At 73.0% G+C, this 23,142-nt stretch carries 15 protein-coding genes; 11 read left to right on the forward strand and 4 right to left on the reverse strand.

Going from position 1 to position 23,142, the window contains the following annotated elements:
- The first annotated feature begins 194 nt into the window (after nucleotides 1-194).
- The 5 genes from Msi02_RS21560 (at nucleotide 195) to Msi02_RS21580 (ending at nucleotide 11,851) form a co-directional block, all read left to right on the forward strand.
- Complete coding sequence (locus Msi02_RS21560) at nucleotides 195-2,066, forward strand: glycosyl transferase family 2 (protein WP_204049966.1); 1,872 nt, start codon at nucleotides 195-197, stop codon at nucleotides 2,064-2,066.
- On the forward strand, nucleotides 2,063-3,643 hold the full coding sequence (locus Msi02_RS21565) for a glycosyltransferase family 2 protein (protein ID WP_204049967.1): 1,581 nt from the start codon (nucleotides 2,063-2,065) through the stop codon (nucleotides 3,641-3,643). The genes Msi02_RS21560 and Msi02_RS21565 overlap by 4 nt, the downstream gene beginning before the upstream one ends.
- A gap of 76 nt (nucleotides 3,644-3,719) precedes the next feature.
- Nucleotides 3,720-7,076: a bifunctional glycosyltransferase/CDP-glycerol:glycerophosphate glycerophosphotransferase gene (locus Msi02_RS21570; RefSeq protein ID WP_204049968.1), complete on the forward strand. Its 3,357-nt coding sequence runs from the start codon at nucleotides 3,720-3,722 to the stop codon at nucleotides 7,074-7,076.
- A gap of 96 nt (nucleotides 7,077-7,172) precedes the next feature.
- Nucleotides 7,173-10,127 (forward strand): bifunctional glycosyltransferase/CDP-glycerol:glycerophosphate glycerophosphotransferase, encoded by a 2,955-nt coding sequence (locus Msi02_RS21575; protein ID WP_204049969.1) that lies wholly within the window; start codon nucleotides 7,173-7,175, stop codon nucleotides 10,125-10,127.
- Nucleotides 10,124-11,851 carry a glycosyltransferase family protein gene (locus tag Msi02_RS21580; RefSeq protein WP_204049970.1) on the forward strand — a complete coding sequence of 576 codons (1,728 nt, stop codon included), beginning with the start codon at nucleotides 10,124-10,126 and terminating at the stop codon, nucleotides 11,849-11,851. Before Msi02_RS21575 ends, Msi02_RS21580 begins: the two co-directional genes overlap by 4 nt.
- Here the strand turns inward: Msi02_RS21580 and Msi02_RS21585 are convergent.
- Complete coding sequence (locus tag Msi02_RS21585) at nucleotides 11,818-13,398, reverse strand: stealth family protein (protein ID WP_204049971.1); 1,581 nt, start codon at nucleotides 13,396-13,398, stop codon at nucleotides 11,818-11,820. The two genes, Msi02_RS21580 and Msi02_RS21585, sit on opposite strands and share 34 nt — an antisense overlap.
- 154 nt (nucleotides 13,399-13,552) lie before the next feature.
- Between Msi02_RS21585 and Msi02_RS43355 the strand changes: the two genes are divergently transcribed.
- Together Msi02_RS43355 and Msi02_RS21595 are read left to right on the forward strand one after the other, a co-directional pair.
- A complete protein-coding gene (locus Msi02_RS43355; protein WP_239108588.1) occupies nucleotides 13,553-14,443 on the forward strand; it encodes a CDP-alcohol phosphatidyltransferase family protein in 891 nt (296 codons plus the stop codon).
- A 123-nt stretch (nucleotides 14,444-14,566) separates the two neighbouring features.
- On the forward strand, nucleotides 14,567-15,607 hold the full coding sequence (locus Msi02_RS21595) for a sulfotransferase family protein (RefSeq protein ID WP_079318221.1): 1,041 nt from the start codon (nucleotides 14,567-14,569) through the stop codon (nucleotides 15,605-15,607).
- 18 nt (nucleotides 15,608-15,625) lie between these two features.
- Here Msi02_RS21595 and Msi02_RS21600 read toward each other — a convergent pair whose 3' ends face one another.
- The 3 genes from Msi02_RS21600 to Msi02_RS21610 form a co-directional block, all read right to left on the reverse strand.
- Complete coding sequence (locus Msi02_RS21600; RefSeq protein WP_204049972.1) at nucleotides 15,626-16,723, reverse strand: LacI family DNA-binding transcriptional regulator; 1,098 nt, start codon at nucleotides 16,721-16,723, stop codon at nucleotides 15,626-15,628.
- 24 nt (nucleotides 16,724-16,747) lie between these two features.
- Nucleotides 16,748-17,626, reverse strand: a complete 879-nt coding sequence (locus tag Msi02_RS21605) for a PfkB family carbohydrate kinase (RefSeq protein WP_204049973.1) — start codon at nucleotides 17,624-17,626, stop codon at nucleotides 16,748-16,750.
- Nucleotides 17,627-17,904: 278 nt separating this feature from the next.
- Nucleotides 17,905-18,906 (reverse strand): SIS domain-containing protein, encoded by a 1,002-nt coding sequence (locus tag Msi02_RS21610; RefSeq protein WP_204049974.1) that lies wholly within the window; start codon nucleotides 18,904-18,906, stop codon nucleotides 17,905-17,907.
- A 342-nt stretch (nucleotides 18,907-19,248) separates the two neighbouring features.
- Between Msi02_RS21610 and Msi02_RS21615 the strand changes: the two genes are divergently transcribed.
- The 4 genes from Msi02_RS21615 to Msi02_RS21630 are packed head-to-tail and all read left to right on the forward strand — an operon-like array spanning nucleotide 19,249 to nucleotide 23,142.
- Complete coding sequence (locus Msi02_RS21615; RefSeq protein WP_204049975.1) at nucleotides 19,249-20,574, forward strand: ABC transporter substrate-binding protein; 1,326 nt, start codon at nucleotides 19,249-19,251, stop codon at nucleotides 20,572-20,574.
- A gap of 14 nt (nucleotides 20,575-20,588) precedes the next feature.
- A complete protein-coding gene (locus Msi02_RS21620; RefSeq protein ID WP_204049976.1) occupies nucleotides 20,589-21,476 on the forward strand; it encodes a carbohydrate ABC transporter permease in 888 nt (295 codons plus the stop codon).
- The gene (locus tag Msi02_RS21625; protein ID WP_204049977.1) at nucleotides 21,470-22,306 is read left to right on the forward strand and encodes a carbohydrate ABC transporter permease; all 837 of its coding nucleotides are present in this window, start codon (nucleotides 21,470-21,472) and stop codon (nucleotides 22,304-22,306) included. The genes Msi02_RS21620 and Msi02_RS21625 overlap by 7 nt, the downstream gene beginning before the upstream one ends.
- Complete coding sequence (locus Msi02_RS21630; protein WP_204049978.1) at nucleotides 22,303-23,142, forward strand: TIM barrel protein; 840 nt, start codon at nucleotides 22,303-22,305, stop codon at nucleotides 23,140-23,142. The genes Msi02_RS21625 and Msi02_RS21630 overlap by 4 nt, the downstream gene beginning before the upstream one ends.

Here is a 23,142-nt window from a genome sequence, read left to right on the forward strand (position 1 = left end):
ACGCGGCATCGTAACGTGCTTCGCGTAACTTCCTCCTCGTCAGTCCGTTTTGGTACCGACCGGAAACCTCCGTCCACCTGGGACGGGAGCGATTAAACCTTCGGCCAAGGAAGGGACTAAGGCTGCCCCCTCACGAGTGGGGTTCGCGATGCTGGGCCCGTCGGAAGAGGAACCGGGCAGCATGAGGAGGGCGGGTGACGCGAACCGCCACCCGGTCGGCGTGGGGGACGTGGATCGGGTTCGAGTCCTGCCCCACGCTGCTCGGCCGCCTCGTCGAGGGCTTCGCCGGTCCCTGGACCCCGCTGCAGGACGTTCCCGTCCCCGGTCCCGCCACGGCTCCGGTGGGCGACGCGGACGCGAGCCGGGACACGACACGGGACCCGGCGCGAGACCCGGCCGGCGCGATCGGATGCGTCGTGCTCGCCGCGCGGTCCCCGGCCGACCTGCGCAGGGCGGTACCGCTGCGCGGCCTGCTGCCCATCGCGACGCGGGTGCGGATCGCCCTCGCCGACGCGCCGTCCTGGGCGGCCCAGCCGCTGCCGGTCGCCGCACCCGGCGCCTGCTGGCGGCACCTGACCGAGATGCGGATCGTACGCCGGGGCCGCGGCTGGCACCTGGACGCCGCCTTCACCGAGCCGGTGCCGGCCGGCGACGTCGTGGCCCACGTCGCGAACGGCCTGTTCGGCGGATGCGCGGCGACCACTCCCGTCGCGGGGATCGAGGGCGGCGGCACGGCCGACTGGCGGCCCGGCGACCCAAACGTGACGCTGTCGCCGCCCGGCGGGCCCGTGCCGGACCGCCGCGACGCCCCGGGCTGCGACCTGCCACTGCGGCGAGTGGAGGTGGACGGCGCGGGTGCGGACGGCCTGCCGCCGCCGCTCGACGAGGCCGTGGTCAACCCCATCGGATTCCGCCAGCATCCCGCGGAGGGGCTGGCGGCGCTCGCCGCGCACCGGGACGGGTTCGTCGTCACCCTCGGCGGCGACAGGCTCGTACGGCTCCCGGCCTGCGGGCGGGTCACGGACGTGGACGTCGCCCGGCTGCGGGACGTGCGCGGGATCGAGGTGCCCACGCTCGACCCGCAGGCAGAGCGGGGGCGGGCGAGTGAGGTCGCCCGCGTCGTGGCCGCCTTCTCGGCCGCCGGGATCCCGGTGCTCGCCGCGCCCGATCCCGCCCGCGACCGGGCGCTGGGTCCTGGCCTCGCCGCCGCGCTGGCCGCCGTGACCGGCGAGGCGCTCGCGTCCGACCTGCGCCGTGAGGAGCTGAGCATCCGGCTGCGCAGGGCCGCGCTGCGCGAGCACGGGGCCGCCGCCCGCTGGCGGGGCCTGGCCCTGGCCACCGGCCTGCCGGTGCCGCCGCACCCGAGGGTCTCGATCCTGCTGTGCACGCGCCGCCCGGAGATGGTGCCGTTCGCGGTCGAGCAGATGGAGCGCCAGCGCGGCGTGACCGCCGAGCTGATCGTGGGCCTCCACGGCTTCACCGCGCGGGAGGCGGCCATCCCCCGCACGCGGCTGCCGGTCACCGTGATCGAGGCCCCCGCCGCGACGCCGTTCGGGGAGGTCCTGAACCGCATGGCGGCCGTCGCCTCCGGGTCGTACCTCGCCAAGGTGGACGACGACGACTGGTATGGGCCCGACCACCTCGCCGACCTCCTGCTCGCCCGGCGCTACAGCGGCGCCGACCTCGTCGGGTCGGCCGCGGAGTTCGTCTACCTGGAGCCGCTCGACGTGACGATCAGGAGGTGCATCGGCACCGAGCGGTTCGCGCCGCTGGTGGCCGGCGGCACGATGCTGGTCACCCGGGCGGCGTTCGAGGCGGCCGGCGGCTTCCGGCCCCTGGCGCGGACCGTGGACGGCCAGCTGCTGCAGGCGGTGGAAGCCGTCGGCGGCCGGATCTACCGCACCCACGGCCTCGGCTACGTGCTGCGCCGCCGCAGCGCGTACGGCCACACCTGGCGCCAGCCCGTGCAGTCGTTCCTCGCGTCCTATCAGGAGCAGTGGCGCGGGCTGGTCTTCAACGAACTGATGGAGGACGGTGCCCGATGGCGGGCGGAGGTGAGGACGTGACGGGGGCTGCGCGCATCCCGCTCAACGACTACGGGGTGCTCGGAGAGCCGCCCGCGCCGGGGGAGTGGACCCCCACGCTCACGGTGAGCGTGGTGATCCCCGCCTACCGGGCGGAGCGCACGCTGCCGCTGACGCTGGCCGGTCTGGCCCGGCAGACCTACCCGGCCCACCTCATGGAGGTCGTGGTGGTGGACGACGGCGAGCGGCCCATGGAGCCGCCCGAGTCGTCGGCGGGGCCGCTCCCGGAGCGGCTGCGAGTGGTCCGCCCGCGCGGCGGTGCGTGGGGGAGGGCGAGCGCCTGCGCGGCGGGGGCCGAGGCGGCCGAGGGCGAGGTGATCCTCTACCTGGACGCCGACCTCGTGGTGTTCCCCGAGCACGTGGAGGCCCAGATGCGCTGGCACCACCTGGCCGACTACCTGGTCGTGCTCGGGCACCTGCGGTTCGTGCCCGGCCTCGACGAGGTGCCGGCGAGCGAGGTGCTCGCGGCCGTCGAGGCGGGCGCGGTACACAAGCTCTTCGCCGAGGAGGACGCCACGCCGCAGTGGACCGAGCGGCGCTGGGACCAGACCGACGACCTGCGGACGGCCGGTTTCAGCGCGTTCTCCGTCATGGTCGGGGCCACCGCGTCGCTGCCGGCCCGCCTGCTGCGCGCCGCCGGGGGGCTGGACGCCTCGCTGGTCCTCGGCGAGGACACCGAGCTCGGCTACCGGCTGGCCCAGGCGGGAGCGGTGTTCGTGCCCGACCGCCGCAGCCGGTGCTGGCACCTCGGCCGGTCCACCGTCATGCGCCGCGAGCCCGACGTGAAGCGGCACAACTGGCCCCACCTCGCCGAGCGTGTGCCGAGCTTCCGCTGGCTGCGCAGGCACCCCCACCGCACCTACCTCGTGCCGTACGTCGATGTCGTGGTCGAGGTGGGGGACGCGTCGTTCGAGGAGGTCAGGGCGACCGTCGACGCCGTGCTCGCCGGGCGGCTGCCCGACGTGCGAGTGACGGTCGTCGGGCCCTGGGGACGGCTCGGCGGCGGGCGGCGCGACCCGCTCGGCGACCCCGCGCTCGACCTGCGCCTGGTGCTCGCCTGCTATCAGGGCGAGCCGCGCGTGCGGTTCCGCGAGGCCGTGCCGGACGACTGCTTCCCCGTGCCGTTCCGCTTCCACTGCCCGCCGGGGTGGGTGCCGTCGCGCGGCACCATCGGCTCGGTGATCAAGCACGCCGACCGGCAGCGGCTCGGGATCGTCTCGCTCGCGCTGGACGAGCGCGAGGACGGCCGCGTCGTGCACGCCCGGCTGGAGCGCACCGCCGCGATGAGCCGGGCCCGCCGGTGCGCCGGGCCGGGGGACGACCTCGACGACCTGGTCCACGAGATGTACGGCACGGTGTGGGACGCGGGCGACAAATGGGGGTTCCTTCCCGCGGCGCTCGCCGCGACGACCGCCCCGCCGGTGCCCGGCCGCGCCTGGACGGCCGCTTCCGGCGAGGCGGGCGCCGCGAGGGCGCTCCGGCGCCCGGGTGCCCGGCCGCTGCGCCGCACCGCCCGGCTGCTCCGCAGGCGCCTGCGCGCGCTCGTGCGCCCGGCCTGAGCCGCGCGTGTTTCCCGCGCACCATCGGGGCGCTCACACCCGCCGCCCGCCGCTTCGCCGACCCTAAGGACCGCCCGTGCCCCGCCTCAGCGTGATCATCCCGATCTACGACGTGGAACCGTACCTCGCCGGCTGCCTGGCCTCGGTCGCCGCGCAGACCTGGCAGGACATCGAGGTCGTCATGGTCGACGACGGCTCGCCCGACGGCAGCGCCGACATCGCCGCCGCCTTCGCGGCGCGCGACGGCCGGTTCCGGCTGGTCCGCCAGGCCAACGCGGGGCTCGGGGCGGCGCGCAACACGGGCGTGCGGCACGCGACCGGGGAGCACCTGATGTTCCTCGACAGCGACGACCTGCTGCCGGCGCACGCCCTCGAATACCTCCTGGCGTCCCTGCAGCGGTCGGGGTCGGACCTCGCCACGGGCAACGTGCTGCGCCTCGACGGGCGCGGCGCCCACCAGTCGGCCATGCACCGGGCCGTCTTCTCCGACGCCGCCGCGGCCACCCACATCACCCGGACGCGCGCGCTCCTGTGCGACCGCCTGGTCACCAACAAGCTGTGGCGCCGCTCGTTCTGGGACGCCCACGGGTTCGCCTTCCCCGAAGGCGTGCTGTACGAGGACATCGCGGTGGCCCTGCGCGCCCACTTCCTGGCGCGGGCCGTGGACGTGCTGCCCGCGCCGGTCTACCTGTGGCGGCGGCGCGAGGGCGGCGGCCGTTCGATCACGCAGGACAAGACGCGGGCCGCGCATCTGGAGGACCGGTTCGCCGCCGTCACCGAGGTCCGCCGCTTCCTCAGCGAGCACAACTTCACCGCCCACATCCACGCCTGGGACCACGCCGTGCTCGACGGCGACCTCACGAACTTCCTCGACGTGCTCGACCAGGCCTCCCCGGCGTTCCGGGAGCGCTTCCTCGACCTCGCCGGCCGCTACCTGGAGGACGTGGCGCCGCCCGTGCTCGACGGGCTGCCCGCGCTGCGGCGCCTCCAGTGGCATCTGGTGCGCCTGCGCCGCCCGGCCGAGCTGCTCGAGGTCCTGGCCTGGGACCGGGAGGTGAAACCCGACCGGCGGCTCGTCCGCAGGATGGGCGGCCACCACCTGAACGTGCCCCTCGCCCGCTCCGCCGACCGGGAGATCCCCGCCGCTGTCACCAGGGCCAGGGAGGAACTCGTCCCGCGTCACCGCATCGACGCCGTCCGCTGGGAGGACGGCCTGCTCGTGGTGGAGGGACGCGCGGCACCGCCGTTCCTGCGCCCCACCCGGCGGGTCCACCAGCAGGTCTTCGCCGCCCTCGTGCAGGAGCGGACCGGGCGGCGCGTCCGGGTGCCGGCCTCGGTCACCAGGGCCCGCGTGTCCACGAAGTCGAAGGAGCGCGACTGGGGCGGCTTCCGGCTCACCATCGACCCCGCATCGCTGGCCAGGCCGGGCCGGCTCGGACGGTGGCACGTCGAACTGCGCGTGCTGCACCGGGGCGTCCTGCGGCGCGGACGGCTGACCGACCCGCGCGCCGCCGCCTCGATCGTCGAGCAGGCGGGGTATCGCGCCGTCGGCCCCGACCACTACGTCGCGCCGCTGCTCGGGGAGACCGGCGTCTTCGTGCTGCGGGCCGAGCGGGAGACCGCCCGGGTCGTCACGCGGGAGGTGCGGGACGGCCGCCTGCGCCTGGTGGGCCACGTCGTCAACGACCTCGGCCCGACCCCGGTGCTCCAGGTCGCCCGGCGCCCCGGAGGCGTCCCCCGCACCTATCCGGTGAACGTCGACCGTCGTACGTTCGAGGCGGCCGTCGACCTGCGCGACCTGCTGCCCGTGTCCCGGACCGCACAGATCGCCGTGCCGGCGGAGGTCGCCGCGCCCGAGACGTGGTGGGAGGTCGAGGTGCGGGCCGCCGACGGCACGGTGACGCCCGTGACCCTCGCCGAGGACGTGCCCACCGGCCGGTACGGCCTGGCCGGCCGGGAGATCGTCGTGTTCCGCGACCGCACCGGCGGCCTGGTGCTGCGGGACCAGCCCGTCGCGGCGTACGCCGACCTCGCCGAGTGGCTGCCTGGCGGCGAGTTGCTCGTCGAGGGCGGCCTCGCGGTGCCGCACGAGATGTCGGCGCTGGTGGTGGCCGCACTCGGCCCCGTCACCCGGGTGACCCCCCGGCCCGGGGAGTGGCTGCTGCCGATCGAGGGAGCGGGAACCCGTTTCCGGGCGCGGCTGACGCCCGAGCAGGTCGGCTCGACCGCCGGGCGGCTGCCGCTGCCGCGCGGCCGGTACGCCCTGGCGATCCGGGCACGCGCCGCCGGGGGAGAGTGGACGGACCTGCCGCTGGAGTTCGACACGGACCTGCCGGCGGCCCACCAGACGGCCCGCCGTACGTTCGGGATCGTCACGTCGGGTCCGGGCCGGGCGGTGCTGACCGTGAGCGGCGACCTGACCGCCGACGAGCGCGGCAAGAAGGCCCAGCGGGTGCTGCGCACGAGGACCTACCCCCAGATGAGGGACAGGCCGCTGCGGGACGCCGTCCTGTTCGACGGCGGCGCGGGCACCCGCTTCGGCGGCAGCCCGAGGGCGGTCTGCGAGGAACTGCGCCGCCGGGGGACCGACCTGCCGCTGCTGTGGAACGTGCGGGACGGCCAGGTCGCCCTGCCCGGCGACGTCGAACCGGTGCGCATGCTCGGACGGGAGCACTACGAGGCCCTCGCCCGGTGCCGCTACGTCGTCACCGACGCGCCGCTGCCGCCGTGGTTCGAGCGCAGGCCCGGCCAGGTGGTCGTGTACACCGGGACGGACGCCGCCGGCGGTCGCGGGGCGGGTCAGTGGACCCATCTCGTGTCCGCGGGCCCGGGATCGACGGCGTCCCTGCGGCGGACGTCCGGCTTCGAGGGAGAGGTGCTGCAGACAGGTCTGCCCTGCGACGACCTGCTGACCGGTCCCGGCGCCCGGGAGCGCGCCGCCGAGGTGCGGCGCCGCCTCGGTCTGCCGGAACGCGCCCACGTCCTGCTGTACGTCGCGGGGGAGCACGACACGCTCGACGCCGGGCGCCTGGCGGCGGGCCTGACCGGCGACCAGGTCCTGCTGGTCCGCCACCCCTCGGGAACCCATCCCTCAGGAAACGGGGCGGTGTGGGACGTCGGCGGCCATCCGGACCCGCACGAGTTGTACCTCGCCGCCGACGTCCTGCTCGCGGGGGACGTGGCGGCGGTGTTCGACTTCGTCGTGACGGGACGCCCGGTGCTCCTGCACGCCGGCCGGCCGCAGGACCTGTGGCTCCTGCCCGAGGCGCCGGGGCCGGTGCTCCGGCGGGAGGCCGAGGTGCTCGACGCGCTCGCGCACCTTGACGAGGTGGCGGACAAGCACGGGGACGCGTACGCCGCGTTCCTGACGAGGTATCGCCCGATGGCCGACGGGCAGGCCGCGCGCCGCCTGGTGGACGCCCTGTTCGCCTGACCGCCTGGTCGGGGTAGGTCAAGAGGTGCCCAAGCGACCGTAAGGCAATGGGGATGAGCCGGGTGGCGTGCGGCCGCGCGTCGGCATCCTGACGGCGTGACGGTGCCTGCCAGGCTCTCGGTGGTCGTCCCCCTGCACGGCGGGGAGGAACACGCCGAGGAGTGCCTCGAATCCCTGCGCGACCAGACCCTGGACGACATGGAGGTGATCCTTGTCGGCCGCCCGCGTGGTCTTCGCCCGCCCGACCACAGGTTCACGCTCCTCACGCTCGGCGACGGCGGCGACGACCCCGGCACGGCGCGCAACGCGGGCGCGGCCTTCGCCACCGGGCGCTACCTCGCTTTCGCCGACCCCGGCTCGGTCGTCCCCGCGGGCGCCTACCGCGCGCTGGTCGGCGCCCTCGACCACACCGGCTCCGACCTCGCCTGCGGCCGGATCCGCACCTGGACGCCGTACGCGCCGGGCCAGGCGCCCGTCCCGGCGGCGAAGGCCAGGCTGCGCACGCACATCACCCGGCACCAGAAGCTGCTGGACGACCCGCGGGCGGGTGGCACGGTGTTCCGCCGGGAGTTCTGGAACCGGCACGGGTTCGCCTTCCCGGCGGGCCTGGGCGAGGACTTTCCGGTGACGATCCCCGCGCACGTGCTGTCCACCTCGGCCGACGTGCTCGGCGACGTGGTCTGCCTCACGCGCGGGTCCCGGTCGCAGGCCGACCCGCTGCGCCGCCTGCGGGCCATGCTGGAGGTGTCGGACCTGCTCGGACGGCACGCGCCGCAACTGCGCACGGCCTACGACCTGCGCCTGGCGGAGGGGCCGGACCTCGAAGCCGTGCTTGAGGCCGTACGCGACCGGGTTCCCGACGAGCTCGCCGAGGCCCTGGGCCGCCTGGACCCGAACGCGGTGGAACGGCTGCCGGTGCTCAGGCGGCTCCAGATCCACTTCGCCGCGCACGGCATGACCGGCGAACTGGCGGAGCTGCGGACGTTCGCCGCGTCGGAGATCAGGCACCGGGGCGTGCTGCGGCGGGGGCTGAGGCGCCGCCGCTGGTATCTCGACTATCCCTTCCGCCGCGACCCCCGGCTGCCGCGCTCGCTGTTCGACGCCACCCGCGACCTGCGGCTCGTCGCCTGCGTGGACGACGTACGCCACGCGGACGGCAGGCTCGCCCTGACCGGCCACGCGTACATCGCCCATCTGGACAGCGGGCGCAGCCGGATCGAGCTGTGGCTCCAGCGGGGAGAGGAGCGGATCATCCTGCCGGTGCATCGAACCCGCAGGCCCGACGTGACCGCCGACTCCCGGCAGTCGGTCGCCTGCCACGACGACTCCGGCTTCGAGACCGTGATCGCCCTCGACGCCCTGCCCGCCGGCCGGTGGGCGTTGCACACGCGGGTGCGCGCGCGGGGCGTGACCCGGGTGGGCCGGGCGATCGGAGCCCCGGGCGACCGCGTCTTCGACGCCGGGAACGTGCGGGTCTCCCTCACCCGCGACCGCGGGCTGACGCTCGGCCCCCGCGCCGCCGCCGGCCCGTCTCCCGATCCCGACGACCGCGTGGACACGGATCGGAGGACGGAGTCCGAGGGCCAGGTCGGTGCGGCGCGGTGGACGGAGTCCGGCGAGCTGGTCCTGGAGGGGACGGGCCGGTGCCCGGCCGGCCGGATCGTCCTGGAGCGCGGCGCGGAGCGGCACTCCTGGCCGGTTCGCCAGGACGAGGCCACGTGGACGGCCGCCATCGGCAGGACGGCCGAGGGGCTTCCGCTCCGCAGCGGGACCTGGCGGGTGCTGGCTCTGTCACCGGCGGGCGGGGACGAGCGCGTACGCCTGAGCCCGGCCCTGATCGCCGACCCGCCGAGGCCGCGGGTCACCGGATTTCACGAGATCTCCGTCCGCACCTCGCGGGACGGCGAACTGAGCCTCGCGGTGCGCCCCGCGCTCGGCCCGCACGAACGCGGGCCGTACGCGACGCGCAGGCGGCGGGCGTCGGCTCCACGCAGGGTGACCCTGCGCAACGCCGCGGTCTTCGACAGCTACGGCGGCGGGCAGTACTCGTGCAATCCCCGCGCCGTCTCCGAGGAACTGGCGCGCCGCCACCCCGACGTGGAGATCGTCTGGGTCACCCGGGACGGGCAGTTCGCGGTCCCGCCGGGTGTGCGCCTGGTCCTGTACGGCTCGCGCGAGCACGAGGAGGCGCTGCGTACCAGCCGTTTCGTCGTGGCCAACCGGCGCACCCAGCCGGGGTGGTACCGCAAGCCGCGCGGGCAGACGGTCGTGCAGACCTGGCACGGCACGCCGCTCAAGCGGCTGGGGCTCGACCTGGAGGGCATGCCGTACGCGCAGCGGGTGCCGCGCGACGAACTGGCGCGGCAGGTGGCGACCTGGGATCTGCTGCTGTCGCCGAGCCCGTTCGCCACCTCCGCGCTGCGCGGGGCGTTCGGCTACGAAGGGGAGATCCTGGAGTCGGGCTATCCGCGCAACGACGTGCTGTTCGATCCCGGGCGCGCCCGCGCGGCCCGGCGGCGGCTGGGCCTGCCGGACGACCGGCGGGTCATCCTGTACGCGCCGACGTGGCGGGACGACGAGACCACCGGGCGGCTCGCGCTGGACCCGGTCAGGGCGGCCGGGGCGCTGCGCGACGACGACGTGCTGCTCGTGCGGGCGCACTACCTGGTGGCGCGGGACATGGCGATCCCGAACGGCGACCGCATCCGCGATGTCTCCAGATTTCCGGACATGGCGGATCTGTTGGCCGCCGCGGACGTGCTGGTCACCGACTACTCGTCGGCGATGTTCGACTTCGCGTGCACCGGCAGGCCCATGGTGTTCTTCGCGCACGACCTGGAGCGCTACCGCGACCAGGTGCGCGGCTTCTACTTCGACTTCGAGGCCGAGGCCCCCGGGCCCGTCCTCAGGACCGGCGACGACGTGCTCGACGTGCTGCGGCACGGCGACCTCGGGCCGTTCGCGGCGCGCTACGAGCGGTTCGCCCGCAGATACTGCCCCTGGGACGACGGGCACGCCTCGGCGCGCGTGGTCGCGCGCATGCGGCCATGACCCGCGCCTCCCGGCATGTCGCCGGTCGCCCGCCCCGCCGTGTCGCCGGAACGCCGTCGCAGCCCATCGCGGCCGAGGCTCCCTCGGCGTGCCCTGCCGAGGCGACCGGGCGGGCCGCCCGGCTGGACCGGCCCGCCGTCGTGACCCTCGTGCCGGCCGTTCTCGCGCTGGCCGCCGGGCTGTGGGACCTCGGCGGGCCGCCGCCGTGGCGGGACGAGGCGGCCACGGTCAGCGCGGCCGTCCGCACTTTCCCCCAGCTGGCGCACCTGCTGCAGTCGGTCGACGCGGTGCACGGCCTCTACTACGCGCTGATGCACGTCGTCGCGGGCCTGTCCGGCACGGCCGAGGTGGCGCTGCGGATCCCGTCGGTCGTCGCGGGCGCGCTGGCCGCGGCCGGGACCGGCGCCCTCGGCCGCGCCCTCGGCGCCCCCCGGGCGGGCCTGTACGGCGGCGTGCTGCTGGCCCTCATGCCCATCTTCTCCAGGTATGTCCAGGAGGCCCGGCCGTACGCGCTGACGGCGGCGGCGGCCGTCGGCGTGACCCTGCTGTTCCTGCGCGTGCTGCGATCGCCCACTTCGGGCGTCCTGGCGGCGTACGCGGCGGCGCTGACCGTGCTGGCCTACCTCAACCTGTTCGCGTTCCTGGTCGTGGGGGCGCACGGCGTCGCGCTGATCCTGTCGAGGGGACCGCTGCTCCGGTGGGCGTGCGCGGCGACGCCGGCACTGGCGGCCGTGGCGCCGCTGGCCTGGCTCGGCTCCCGGCAGAGCGCGCAGGTGGGGTGGATCCCCCGGCCGGATGCGGGGGACGTGGGCAGGCTGGCCGTCCAGTTGTTCGGCGACCTCGGCGGGGCGACGGGACCCGGGGTGGCCCCGCTGACCTGGGCGCTCGCGCTCTTCGGCCTCGCGTACGCCGCGGTCGCGGGCGTCCGCCGGGCCCGCGCCGCCCGCCGCGCCGGAAAGCCCATCGAGGAGTTCGACGGAATGCCCGCCGAAGGATCCGTCGCGCGCCGCGCCGCAGCGCCCTGGGCCGCCGCCTCGGCCGGGAAGCCGCCCGCCGGTGAGGCGGGTCCGGCCCCCTTCGGCCATGCGGCGCTCGTGCGGCTGACGCTGCCGTGGCTGCTCGTGCCCGCGCTGGTGCTGCTCGCGGCCTCCTGGGCCCTCCATCCCGTGTACGTGTTCCGCTACGTCTTCTGCTGCGTCCCGGCGGCGGCGCTGCTGGCCGGGGCGGGCCTGGCCGCGCTGCCTCCCGGCCTCGCCGCCGCCATGCTGGCCGCCTGGCTCGGCCTGTCGGTTCCCGGGCAGTTCGCCACGCGGGGGCCGGACGGCAGGCAGGACGATCCGCGGCCGGTCATGGCGCTGCTCGCGGCCGAGGCGAAACCGGGGGACGGGGTGCTGTTCGTCCCCGCCAAGGTCAGGAAGTACGAAGCGGTCTACCCGTCGGTCTTCGGCAGGCTCCGGGACGTGGCGCTGGCCAGGTCACCCGAGCAGGACGGCAGCTTCCCCGGCCGCGAGGTGGGCACCCGGGTGCTCGCCGCCCGGCTCGACGGGCTGCGTACGCTCTGGGTCGTCGGCCACACGGGCAAGAACGCGATGCCCGCCCGCCGCCGCGCCCTGGTCGCCCGTTCGTTCGCCCCCGCCGGCCGCTGGACCTTCCGCGGCCTGTTCGTGGACAGGTACGACCTGCGGCACGCTCACCGCTCGAACGGCGCCGGGGTGGGGAAGTAGGCCTCCAGGAACCGCGCAAGCAGCGCGTCCTGGTCGGGGGTGGTGGGGGCGGTGTCGTTGAGGCAGAACACGTCGTGCCTGCGCCGGGCCAGCATGCGGCGCAGCTTGGCGGGCGTCTTCGGCAGCGACAGGTCCACGTAGGTGTAGTCGACCGTGCCGGGCACCGCCCGCCCGCTGAGGTAGCCGTAGTAGTGCGCCAGCGAGGACACCACCGAGATGTCCCGCGACGTGCGGAACCTGCTGCGGGCGGTCGCCGTGAACTCCGCCGCGAAACGCCCCTCCAGCTCGTACATGAGCGACCGGCGCAGCGCGTACGGCACGTGCTTGAGCTTCTGCGTGATCGTGCGGCCGGTCAGGTTCTCCAGGATGCGCCGGTTGTTCATGCCCGCGGCGTGCACCGGGGACTCCTCGGTCTCCGGCATGCCGAACGGCACGTGGACGGTGCTGGGGAAGAAGCGGGTGATCCCGTTGCCCTCGAAGAACGTCCGGGGAGGCAGCGGCCGGCCCAGGAAGAAGTCGTCGTTGAAGTACAGGAAGTGCTCGCTGAGCCCGTCGATGTGGTGAAGCTGCGTCTCGATGGCGTGGGAGTTGAACACCGGCAGCACCGACGGGTCGGTGAAGATCTCCTTGTGGTCGACCACCGAGACCATGGGGTGGGTGGTGTCGAGCCACGGAGGCGTCTGGCCGTCGGTGACGATCCATATCCGGTTGATCCAGGGGGCGTACATCAGCAGGGAGCGCAGCGAGTAACGCAACTCGTCCCTGCTGGTGAACCGTGCCTCCGTGGTCGCCATCTCGCTCGGCGGAGTGCCGGTGCGCAGCGCCTCGTCGCGCTCGGCCTGGTCGCGCCGCGCCCGCCAGGCCGGGTCGGCGCCGTCCACCCACGTGTAGACGGCGTCGATCGGGAAGTCGATGTCGTCCAGCAGCCGCCGGACGAACTCGGGCCGGGTGCGGTAGGCGCGGGCCCGGCGGGCGGCGCAGGCCAGCGGCGTGAACAGCTCCTCGCCGCCGTCCACGGCGGGGCCGTCGGCGGGGACGCGGTCGCAGGCGGGGTTCGGCCTCGGGGCGACCAGTTCGTCGCCCTCGCGGGCCCAGAACTCCAGGTCGCATCCGTTCTCCGGGCCGAGCGTCAGCGTGCGCGAGGGGCTGGCGAAGTACATGGCCAGCCGCACGACCTTGGCGTCGCCGAGCAGAGCCGCCGCCCGCCGCACCGGGCGCATCCGGCCCGCGTCCGCCTGGCGTGCCCGCGCCCCCTGCCTGCCGTACGGCTGCCGCGCCGCGAACAGCGGATGACCGCCGGCCGCGAGCGCGGCGAGCGCGCGCGTGCGGTCGTCCTCGGGCACGGCGATCACCGGTGGCCGGTTGGGCAGCGGGCGCACGCAGAAGTACGGCACGCGCGCCTCGGTCAGCAGGGCGCACACCACGTCCAGCGTCTCGCGCTGGGCCTGGAGCGGACCCGCGTCCGCCCGGATGAGTGCGGCCCGCGGCGCGGGCTCCCACGACGGCAGCCGCCCCTGCAGCCGCCGGTACAACGTGACAACGGGCATGGTCTCCCCCTCGAACACGGACTGTAACCGATCGGCGACCGGATTGGCGGATGGTTTACGTAGATGGGGGAGATGGTCAAGAACCGGCAACGAGATGCCCTGCCTGTTACAGAAGAGCAGGCCGCGGCTACCGCTTGTAGTCATTCTTGCCTGCATGGGGGGCTTCACGCTGGACGACATACTCGCGACGCGCAAGCCGAGAGACTCGTGGTGGACCGTCTTCATGGTCGATCCGCTCGCCTGCCGGCTCGCGCTGCTCGTGGCCAATCACACCTCGATCACGCCGAACGGGCTGACCAGGCTGTCCATGCTGATCGGCTTCGCGTCGGCGGCGGCCTTCGCGGAGGGCATGCTCGTCGCCGGGGCGGCTCTGTTCTATCTGAGCTTCACGGTCGACTGCATGGACGGGAAGATCGCCAGGCTCAAGGGCACGGGGACGCCCTTCGGCCTGTGGCTCGACTACGTCGGCGACCGGGTGCGGGTGGTCTGCTGCGCCTTCGGGTGGGGGTTCGGGGAGTACACCCGCACGGGCGACACCGACGTGGTGCTCGCCGCCGTCGGCGTCGTGGTGCTCGACCTGTTCCGCTACATCAACGGCCCGCAGCTGAAGCGGGTCAAGGACGCCACGCGCGCGCTGCTCGAGGCGCGGCTGGAGGGGCAGTACGTCCTCGCCGAGAGCGTCCTGCGCTCCAGGCCGCGGACCGAACTGGGGCAGGTCGCCGCGGAGTTCGGCCAGGTCGCCGCCGAGGACGGCGCCGCGGTGGTCGACCTGCAGAAGGCGTTCCACGCCCGCTTCCCCTGGTACGACCGGTTCCGCGTCTTCCTGGTGCGGCACCGGGTGCGCACCCACGTGGTGAGCGGCATCGAGTTCCACGCCGCGATCTTCGTCGTGGGCCCGCTGTTCGGACCCAAGGCCCTGGTGCCGGTCTCGGTCGTGGCCGGCGCACTGCTGCTGGCGTTCGAGATGAGCCTCGTCTACCGCGTCTGGCTGGCGGCGCGCCAGGTGCCCCGCACCGCCGCCGAGAAACAGAAGATCCTTGTCTGACCGGCCGTCCCGGCCGGATCCGCACGCTCGTACGGCGTGACGCCGTAGGACCCGCGTCACGAGCCGCGCCCGGGGGAGGGCGGCGGCCTGGCGTCTGGCAATTTCACCACGGGGGATAGAACTATGCATTCGGACAGGCCTGTCTTCGTCGTCGGCTGCCCGCGCTCCGGCACCACCATGCTGCAGCTCATGCTGCACTCGCACCCGCGCATCGCGGTCCCGCCCGAGACGCGGTTCCTCGTCCCGGCCTACTTCTCCCGCCGGGCGTACGGCGACATGCGGCTGGCCGACAACAGGCGCAGGCTGGCGACCTGGATCGCCGAGGGCCGGACCACGAAGTTCCACGAGCTCGGGCTGAGCCGCCCCGACTTCGTCCAGGCGGCGATGCTCGGCCCGGGCAGCTTCGGCTCGGTCATCGGCATGGTCTTCAAGTGCTACGCCGAGCGCTTCGGCAAGCCGCGCTGGGGCGACAAGCGGCCCAGCTACTACCGGCACGTCGAGATGCTCATGCGGATGTTCCCCGACGCGCAGTTCGTCCACCTCGTCAGGGACGGCCGCGACTGCGTGGCCTCGCTCAAGCAGATGCCCTGGTACAAGGCGGACGCCGTGCACGCCATGGCCAACTGGGCCGAGGCCGTCGACTTCGGCCGCCGGCACGCGCGCAAGCTGCCGGCCGACAGCTTCTACGAGCTGCGGTACGAGGACCTCACCGCCGACCCGGAGACCGAGCTGAAGAAGCTGTGCGTGTTCCTCGGCGAGGAGTACGACCCGGCGATGTGCGAGCCGCGCCACATGGCCGAGCTGGCCGTGCCCAAGCACAAGGTGTGGCACAGCAACACGCACGAGGAGGTGACCACCGCCCACTCGGGCAAGTGGGCCTCCCGGCTGGAGCCCTGGGAGATCTCGCTGTGCGAGGAGGTGCTCGGCGAGCGGCTCACCGCGTACGGCTACGAGCTGAGCGGCGCGCGCAAGGCCGACCGCGAGCACGTCGCCGCGTTCAAGGCGGCGGCGGCCAAGCGCCGCGCGGCGCGGCTGCGCAAGTACAACCGCGACCGGCTCACCCGGCTGCGCGAGCCCGGTCCGATCGCCGCGCTGCTGACGGAGGGCCAGCGGCGGCTCGCCGGCCTGCCTCAGCAGCGCTCCTACGAACTGCTTCCCCGCTGACATCCCCTCTCGGCCATCTCAGGCGCCCGGCGGGGGGCCGACCGACGACCGCACGATGAGGCGCGAGCGGAGCGTGTGCGTCTCCCGGCCGGCCTCGGCCCCCTGCACGATGTCGAGAAGCACCTCGGCCGCCTTCGCGCCGAGCCCGTGCACGGGCTGCTCGATCATCGTCAGCGGCGGGTCCATGACCGCGGCCCAGGCGCTGTCGTCGAACCCGATCAGGGAGACGTCGCGCGGGTAGGACAGCCGGGCCGCCCGCAGGGCGCGCAGGGCCCCCGTCATCGCCTCGGTCTCGGTGCAGAACAGCGCGGTGATGCGGTTCGGCAGGGCGAGCATGCGCGCGACCTCCTCGGTCGCCCGCTCCTCGACCTTGCGCCCGACCATCACCAGCTCGGGATCGAAGGGGATCCGCGCGTCGTCGAGCGCGTCGAGGTAGCCGCGCAGGCGCTCGCCGTCGGTCCACAGGTTGCGGGCCGCCGCCGCCAGCAGCTCGCGGCGGGTCGCCGGCGGCTGCGTCATGGACGGGCCCCACACGAAGCCGATCCGCCGGTGCCCCGCCGCGATCAGCCGCTCGACCGCCTCACGCGCCGCGTCGCGGTTGTCGATGACGACCGCGTCGAGGTCGAGCGCCGGGATGGCCCGGTCGACCAGGACGACGGGGACGCCGCGCTTCAGCGCCTCCTTGACGTGGCCGACCTCCCGGCCGCTGACCGCGGCGGACGCGATGATCATGCCGTCGACGCGCTTGTCGATCAGCACGTTGGTGGCGGCGACCTCCTCGTCGAGGTCCTCGTAGGTGCTCAGCACGATCGTGTCGAAGCCGCGGGCCCGGGAGGCGTCGCAGACGCCGCCGACCAGTCCGGCGAAGAAGGGGTTGCCGATGTCGGCGACGATCACCCCGATGGTGTGGCTCACGCCCGTCGACATGCTGCGGGCGAGCGCGTTGGCACGGTAGCCGAGCTTCTCGGCCGCCGCGAGCACGCGTTGGCGCAGCTCCGGGCTGACGTGTCCATACCCGCCGAGCGTGCGGGCGGCGGTCGCCCTTCCGACGCCCGCCTCGGCCGCCACCTCGGAGATCGTCACCCGCCCGGCGGCCTGGCTCGGCTCAGCTGGCATGGCTGGCGTTCCTCCCTCTCGATCCTACGGAAGCTTAGTGAGAACGGGCCGTCCGTGGCCGAACGCGCCCTCCACCAGGCATTGCTCGTAGGCCGACCGCGCGCCGTCGTGGAGCGCGCGCTCGACGGCGTCGCGGTCCGGGGACGTGCCGGTGGTCCAGCCGCCGCGCAGCAGGGAGACGGCGAACCCGGCGAGGAAGGCGTCGCCGCAGCCCATCGTGTCGACCATCAGTCCGGGGTCCTCCACCCGGCGCGCGGCGGTCGCGACCGTGACCCTGCCGTCGTGCGCGATCGCCCCCTCCACGCCGCGCGTGGCAAGCGCGAGCCGCGCGCCGCGCCGTACGGCCTCGGCCAGCAGGTCCCGCGTGGCGGCCTCGTCGAGGTGTGAGCACGACAGCAGCACCAGGTCGGCGTGCGGGCAGACCCGGTCGAGGTAGCCGGGAGCGCGGAACTCGTCCTCGCTGGACAGGTCGAAGCTCACCAGCGGGCCGAGCCCGGCCAGCTTGGGCAGCTCGCTCTCGCTTCGGGAGTACACGCTGGAGTGCACCAGGTCGAAGGAGGCGGCGTACCGCAGCAGGTCGTCACCGAGGACGAGCGGCTCCCGCAGCGTGACGCCGCCGCCGTTCCAGCCGAGGAAGACGCGGTCGCCGTCGTCCACGCGCAGGGTGGAGACGCCGCTCTCGCCGGTCCGCACGACGCAGTGGTCGATCGCGACTCCCTGGGCGGCGATCGAGGCGCGCAGGAAGTCGCCGAGCTCGTCGTCGCCGAACACGCCCAGGTAGGCCGCGTCCAGGCCGAGGCGGCGGGCGTAGACGGCCACGTTGACGCTGTTGCCGCCCGGGTACTCCACGCCGCGGTCGACGAACCGGTCGACGATGTTGTCGCCGAAGCCGAGGACTCTCAAAGGACTCTCCTGTGGACGAGCCCCCGCGCAGTCACGCGCGAGGGAGTGTCCCGTGATCTTTTGCCGTAGCGAGGATCGGCCAGATGGATGCGTCGCAAGGCCGAGGAGGAGCCCATAGCGGAGCTATGGGCGTCTTTCCCGGGCCCCGCGGAAATTCCGAGCCTGCGAGGAATTTTCGTGGGTGGGGCGAGAACGCAGCGAGGCGCCATCTGGGCGACCGCAGTAGGCGAAAAAGATCACGGGACACGACCTGGGGCCCGGAAGGGGGGAACGGCGGATCAGTAGTCCATGACGCGGTAGTAGCGGCGCAGGTCGAGCGAGTGGTCGCGCACGCGCTCCAGGTGCTTGCTGACGCGGCTCATGACGGTGTCGAGGACCAGCGGCGCGAGCAGGCCGCGGAACTCCGGGCTGATGCCGTCGAGCGGGTAGTCCTTCGTGTCGAAGACGGTGACGTCCTTGGAGATCCGCTTGGCGAAGGCCTCGGCGCGGTCCGTGAGCGCCCGCGCCTCGTCCTCTCCCTGGAAGACGATCACGCTGGTGTTCTCCTCGACCAGTTCGAGCGAGCCGTGGAAGAACTCGGCGCTGTGCACCCGCGTGGTGCGCAGCCACTGCATCTCCTCGAGGATGCACATGGAGTAGAGGTAGGTGAACCCCCACAGGTTCCCGCCGCCGATGAGGAAGTAGTAGTCGCTGTCCTTGTGGGCGTCGGCGAACGCCTCGGCGACCGGCTCGGCCTGCTTGGAGACCTCCAGGAGGATCCGCGGGATGTCGTCGAACTCGGCGGCGAACTTCTCGTAGCCGTCGAACTCGCCTCGCCGCGACAGCAGCCGGCCCATGAAGAGCAGCATCTGCATGTCGAACGGCCACGTCTTGGGCTCGGTCAGCAGCGCGAGGTCGACGTTTTGGGCGATCGGCGAGTCGGGGTAGCCGGTGAAGCCGATGGTGTGGGCGCCCTTCGACTTGCAGAACTCGATGGCCCGGACGACGTCGTCGGTCGTGCCCGAGACCGACGTGAAGATCGCCACCGAGCGCTCGCCGAGCGCCTTCTCGTCGGCGGCGACCAGTTCTGCCGCGATCACCGCGCGCACGTCGAGGGTGGACCGCTGGCGCGCCAGGCGCTCGTACGGCCACATCTGGGCATAGGTGCCGCCGGCGCCGACGAGGTAGAGGTTGTCGAATCCCCCGTCCACGAGCCGATCGACCAGTTCCTCGATCTGCGGGCGCAGCGCCACCGCGCTCGCCAACTGGGAGAGGAATTCCGGCTCGTTGAATCCGAGCATTGTCGCGTCCTTTCGGGATCACCTGCGGACCGGCGGCGCCCCTGCTGCCTGATACCGGTATCACGCGAGGGTCACGCTGGCACAGGTGAACGTGCGGCGTCAACACCACGCCCCTCTTTCCGCTACTTGTGCGGCCTCTAGCTGCTGTTTCTGGCCGCCGTCGGTCCCGTACGCGTCCTGCGGGAAAAAATTCTTGGAACTAGGACTGGTACCGGTATCAGATGGTCTGTACAGTCACCCCACACCAGCGGGTCGTGCCGGCGGCGCGTCCCGGCGGATCCGAGGTGCCTCGGGCACCGGCGGTCCTCCCTCCCCCAGAGAGACCAGAGAGAAAGGAAGCCCATGCGCCCTCGCGCACTGACGACGTTCGCGGCACTCGCCGGGACGTCGGTGCTCGCCCTCGCCGGGTGCACCGGCGGCGGGCAGGCGGACAAGGCTCCCGCGGCCGACGTGACCGCCGCCCCCGACTACTCGGGCACCCTGAGCATCCTCACCAAGTTCGCCGGAGAGCCGCTGGAGCCGTACTTCCAGGACCTGGCCGCCGAGTACGAGAAGCAGCACCCCGGGGTGAAGATCCAGCTCATCCAGGAGACCGACCAGAGCATCAAGGACAAGACCAAGACGCTGACCGCGTCGAACGCCCTGCCGGACGTCTACTTCACCTGGACCGGCAACTGGGCGGAGAACTTCGTCCGCGGCGGCCGCGCGGCCGACCTGACCAAGGTCATCGGGCCCGGCACGGAGTGGGGGAAGACCTTCAGCGAGGGGGCGCTGTCGGCCTTCGCCTACGACGGCAAGTACTACGGGATCCCGCTGTACGGCAACGGCAAGTTCATGGGCTACAACAAGGCCGCGTTCGCCAAGGCGGGGGTCAAGGTGCCCGCCACGTTCGAGGACCTGATCGCCGCCTGCGGCCCGCTGCGCAAGGCGGGGTACGAGCCGATCGCGTTCGGCAACAAGGACGGCTGGCCGGCACTCCACTACCTGCAGCAGATGTTCGCCTACGACGTGCCCTGGGACACGCTGCAGGCCGACCTCAAGCCCGCGACGGCGAAGCTGGACGACCCGGGCTACATCACCGCGCTGACCCGGTTCAAGACCCTCGTCGACACCTGCACCGACACCAAGAGCGGCACCAACGGCGTGCTGTACAGCTCGGCGCAGGAGAAGTTCGCCGACGGCAACGCGGCCATGTACTACCAGGAGATCCTGGAGTTCGACAACGAGACCGCCAAGGGCAAGCTCCCCACGGACGACTTCGGCATCTTCCCGCTGCCCGCGCCGCAGGGGGCGAAGGGCGACCCCACGGTGATCGAGGGCGCGCCCGAGGGATACCTGGTCAACGCGGCCTCCCCGCGCATCCCGCTCGCCGTCGACTTCATGAAGTTCGTGACGAGCGTGAAGAACGCCAAGACGCTGTCGTCCCCGCCGTACGGCCAGCCGAGCACGGTCATCGGGGCCGTCACGCCCGAGACCTCCAGCAAGGCGGTGTACGAGGGCGTCGGCCTGGTCAACAAGGCGCCGAAGCTGGCCGCCTGGCTCGACACCGTCACCGTGCCCGACGTCGCCGACGCCTGGCTGTCCGGCGGCGAGGCGCTGATCACCGGCGGCAAGACCCCCGAGCAGGTGCTCGAGAGCGTCCGCCAGGCCTCGGCGTCGGCGAAGTAGCCGGAGGAGAGCAGGTGCGCACCATCGGCAAACGGGCGCTCGGGCTCGCGTGGGTCGTTCCCGCCCTCGTGCTGGTCGGGGTGTTCGTCTACTTCCCGCTGGCCGAGAACCTCGGGTTCAGCACGCTCAAGTGGGACATCTACAGCGGCAGCCAGGAGTACGTCGGCTTCGCCAACTACACCAAGCTCGTCGAGGACCCGGTCTTCTGGCGGTCGCTCGGCAACAACGTGCTGTACGCCGCGGTGTCGATCGTGTTCCAGGTGTTCGGTGCGCTCGTGCTGGCCGCGCTCATCGAAGGCGTGCGCAGCGAGCGGTGGCAGCGCGTCCTGCGGGCCATCTACTTCATTCCCTCCGCGATCTCGCTGACCGTCGCCGGCCTGCTCTTCTACTTCATCTACGAGCCCGACCTCGGCCTGCTCAACCACCTGCTGCAGGCGGTCGGCCTCGGCGGTCTCAGCCACTCGTGGCTGGGCGAGGAGAGCACGGCCATGCCGGCGATCGTCGCGATGAGCCAGTGGCAGGGCTTCGGCTACTCCACGCTGCTGTTCGCCGTCGCCATCCAGCGGATCCCCCGCGAGATCTACCAGGCCGCGGCCCTCGACGGCACCGGCCCGGTCCGCCGCTTCTTCCACGTGACCGTTCCCCTGGTGCGAGAGATGACCGGCGTGATGTCGATGGTCACGATCTCGGGGGCGTTCCAGGTGTTCAACGAGGTCATGGTGATGACCAGCGGCGGGCCGGACAACTCGACCCAGGTGCTGGGGACCTGGCTCTACCGCAGCGGCTTCGTCCGCAACGACTTCGGCTACGCCGCCGCGATCGCGACCGTCATCTTCGTGATCACGCTCGGCATCGCCGTGGCGCAACTGTGGGTCGCGCGCAGGAGAAGGGTGGCGTGGTGAATCGCATCGGCTTCCTGGGGGTGATCACCCGGGTGTTCCTGTGGGCGTTCCTGCTCTGCCTCGCGGTCGTGGTGGTCTATCCGCTGCTGTGGATGGTGCTCAACGGCTTCAAGACCAACGGCGAGATCTTCGGGAACCCCTTCTCACTGCCCTCGCACTGGAGCTTCGACAGCTACCAGAAGGCCTGGAACCGCGGGGTGAGCAACTACCTCACCACGAGCGTGCTGGTCACCGTGACCTCGACGATCGCGACCGTGTTCGTCAGCGCGTGGGCGGCGTACGGCCTCACCCGGGTGAACATCCCGTTCTCCAAGCTGACCACCGGGGTCATCCTCGGCGGGCTGATGCTCGCCCCGAGCGTGGCGCTCGTGCCGCTGGTCAAGATGTTCCAGGCCATGGGCCTGTACAACAGCTTCTGGGCGCTGCTCATCCTCTACACGGCCTTCCGGGTGCCGTTCACCACCTTTCTCATCCGGGCGTACATGCTCGACCTGCCGCGTGAGGTGGACGAGGCGGCCGAGATGGACGGCTGCGGCCGGTGGACCGCCTTCTGGCGGATCATCCTGCCCATGTGCAAGCCGATCATCACCTCGACCGTGCTGCTGCACATCCTGTTCGCCTGGAACGAGTACCTGTTCGCGATGGTCTTCACCAGCGGCGCGGGCGTGCAGACCCTCCCCGTCGGCCTGATGAGCCTCATGAGCAAGCACGGCACCGAGTTTCCCGTCGTCTTCGCCGGCATGGCGATCGCGGCCTTCCCGGTCGTGCTGCTGTTCTTCGCCGGGCAGCGTTACATCGTCAAAGGACTCGCGGACGGAGTCGGAAAATGAGCCCCATGCCCCTCATCACCGGATCGAACTTCTCCTACCAGCACCTGCCGTTCGAGCGGTTCCTCGACGACGCCGCCGACCTCGGCCGCGAGGAACTGGAGCTGTGGGGGATCGCCCCGCACTTCCACGTGCCGCAGGTGAGCGACGCCGAGGCCCGTGCCGTACGCCGCCGGGCCGCCTCCCGCGGTCTGCGGGTGCGCTGCCTCACGCCCGAGCAGGTGGCCTACCCGGTCAACATCGCCTCGGCCGACACGCGGCTGCGCGCCTCCAGCATCGCGATGTTCCGCCGGGCGGCCGAGCTGTGCGCGGAGCTCGGCGCCGAGTTGCTCCTGCTCACGCCGGGCCGGGGATACGAGGACGAGCCGGTGGAGGCGGCCTGGCGCAGGTCCGCCGACGCCCTCGCCGAGATCGCCTCGTACGCCGAGGGGTTCGGGGTGACCTGCGTGCTCGAACCCCTCCAGCGGGTGGAGTCGAACCTGCTCAACGACTCGCGGGCGCTGGCCCGGATGCTGGACGAGGTCGGCGCGCCGAACCTCGCCGCCGTGCTCGACACCGTGGGCATGGCGGTCGCCGGGGAGAGCGTGGACGACTACTTCGACGCGCTCGGCGACCGGGTCCGCCACGTGCACCTCATCGACGGCCGCCCGGCCGGGCACCTGGCGTGGGGCGACGGGGAGCTGCCGCTGCCCGACTACCTCGCCGCCTTCTCCCGCCGCGGTTATGCCGGGTTCACGACGTTCGAGTTGTTCGGCGACGGCACCTACGCCTTCGCCCCCCGGCCCGTCGTCGAACGCTGCCTGTCCGCCGTGCAGGCCGCCGTCACGGCGGCTCCGTAG

The organism is Microbispora siamensis (genome assembly GCF_016863095.1).
Classification (GTDB): domain Bacteria; phylum Actinomycetota; class Actinomycetes; order Streptosporangiales; family Streptosporangiaceae; genus Microbispora; species Microbispora siamensis.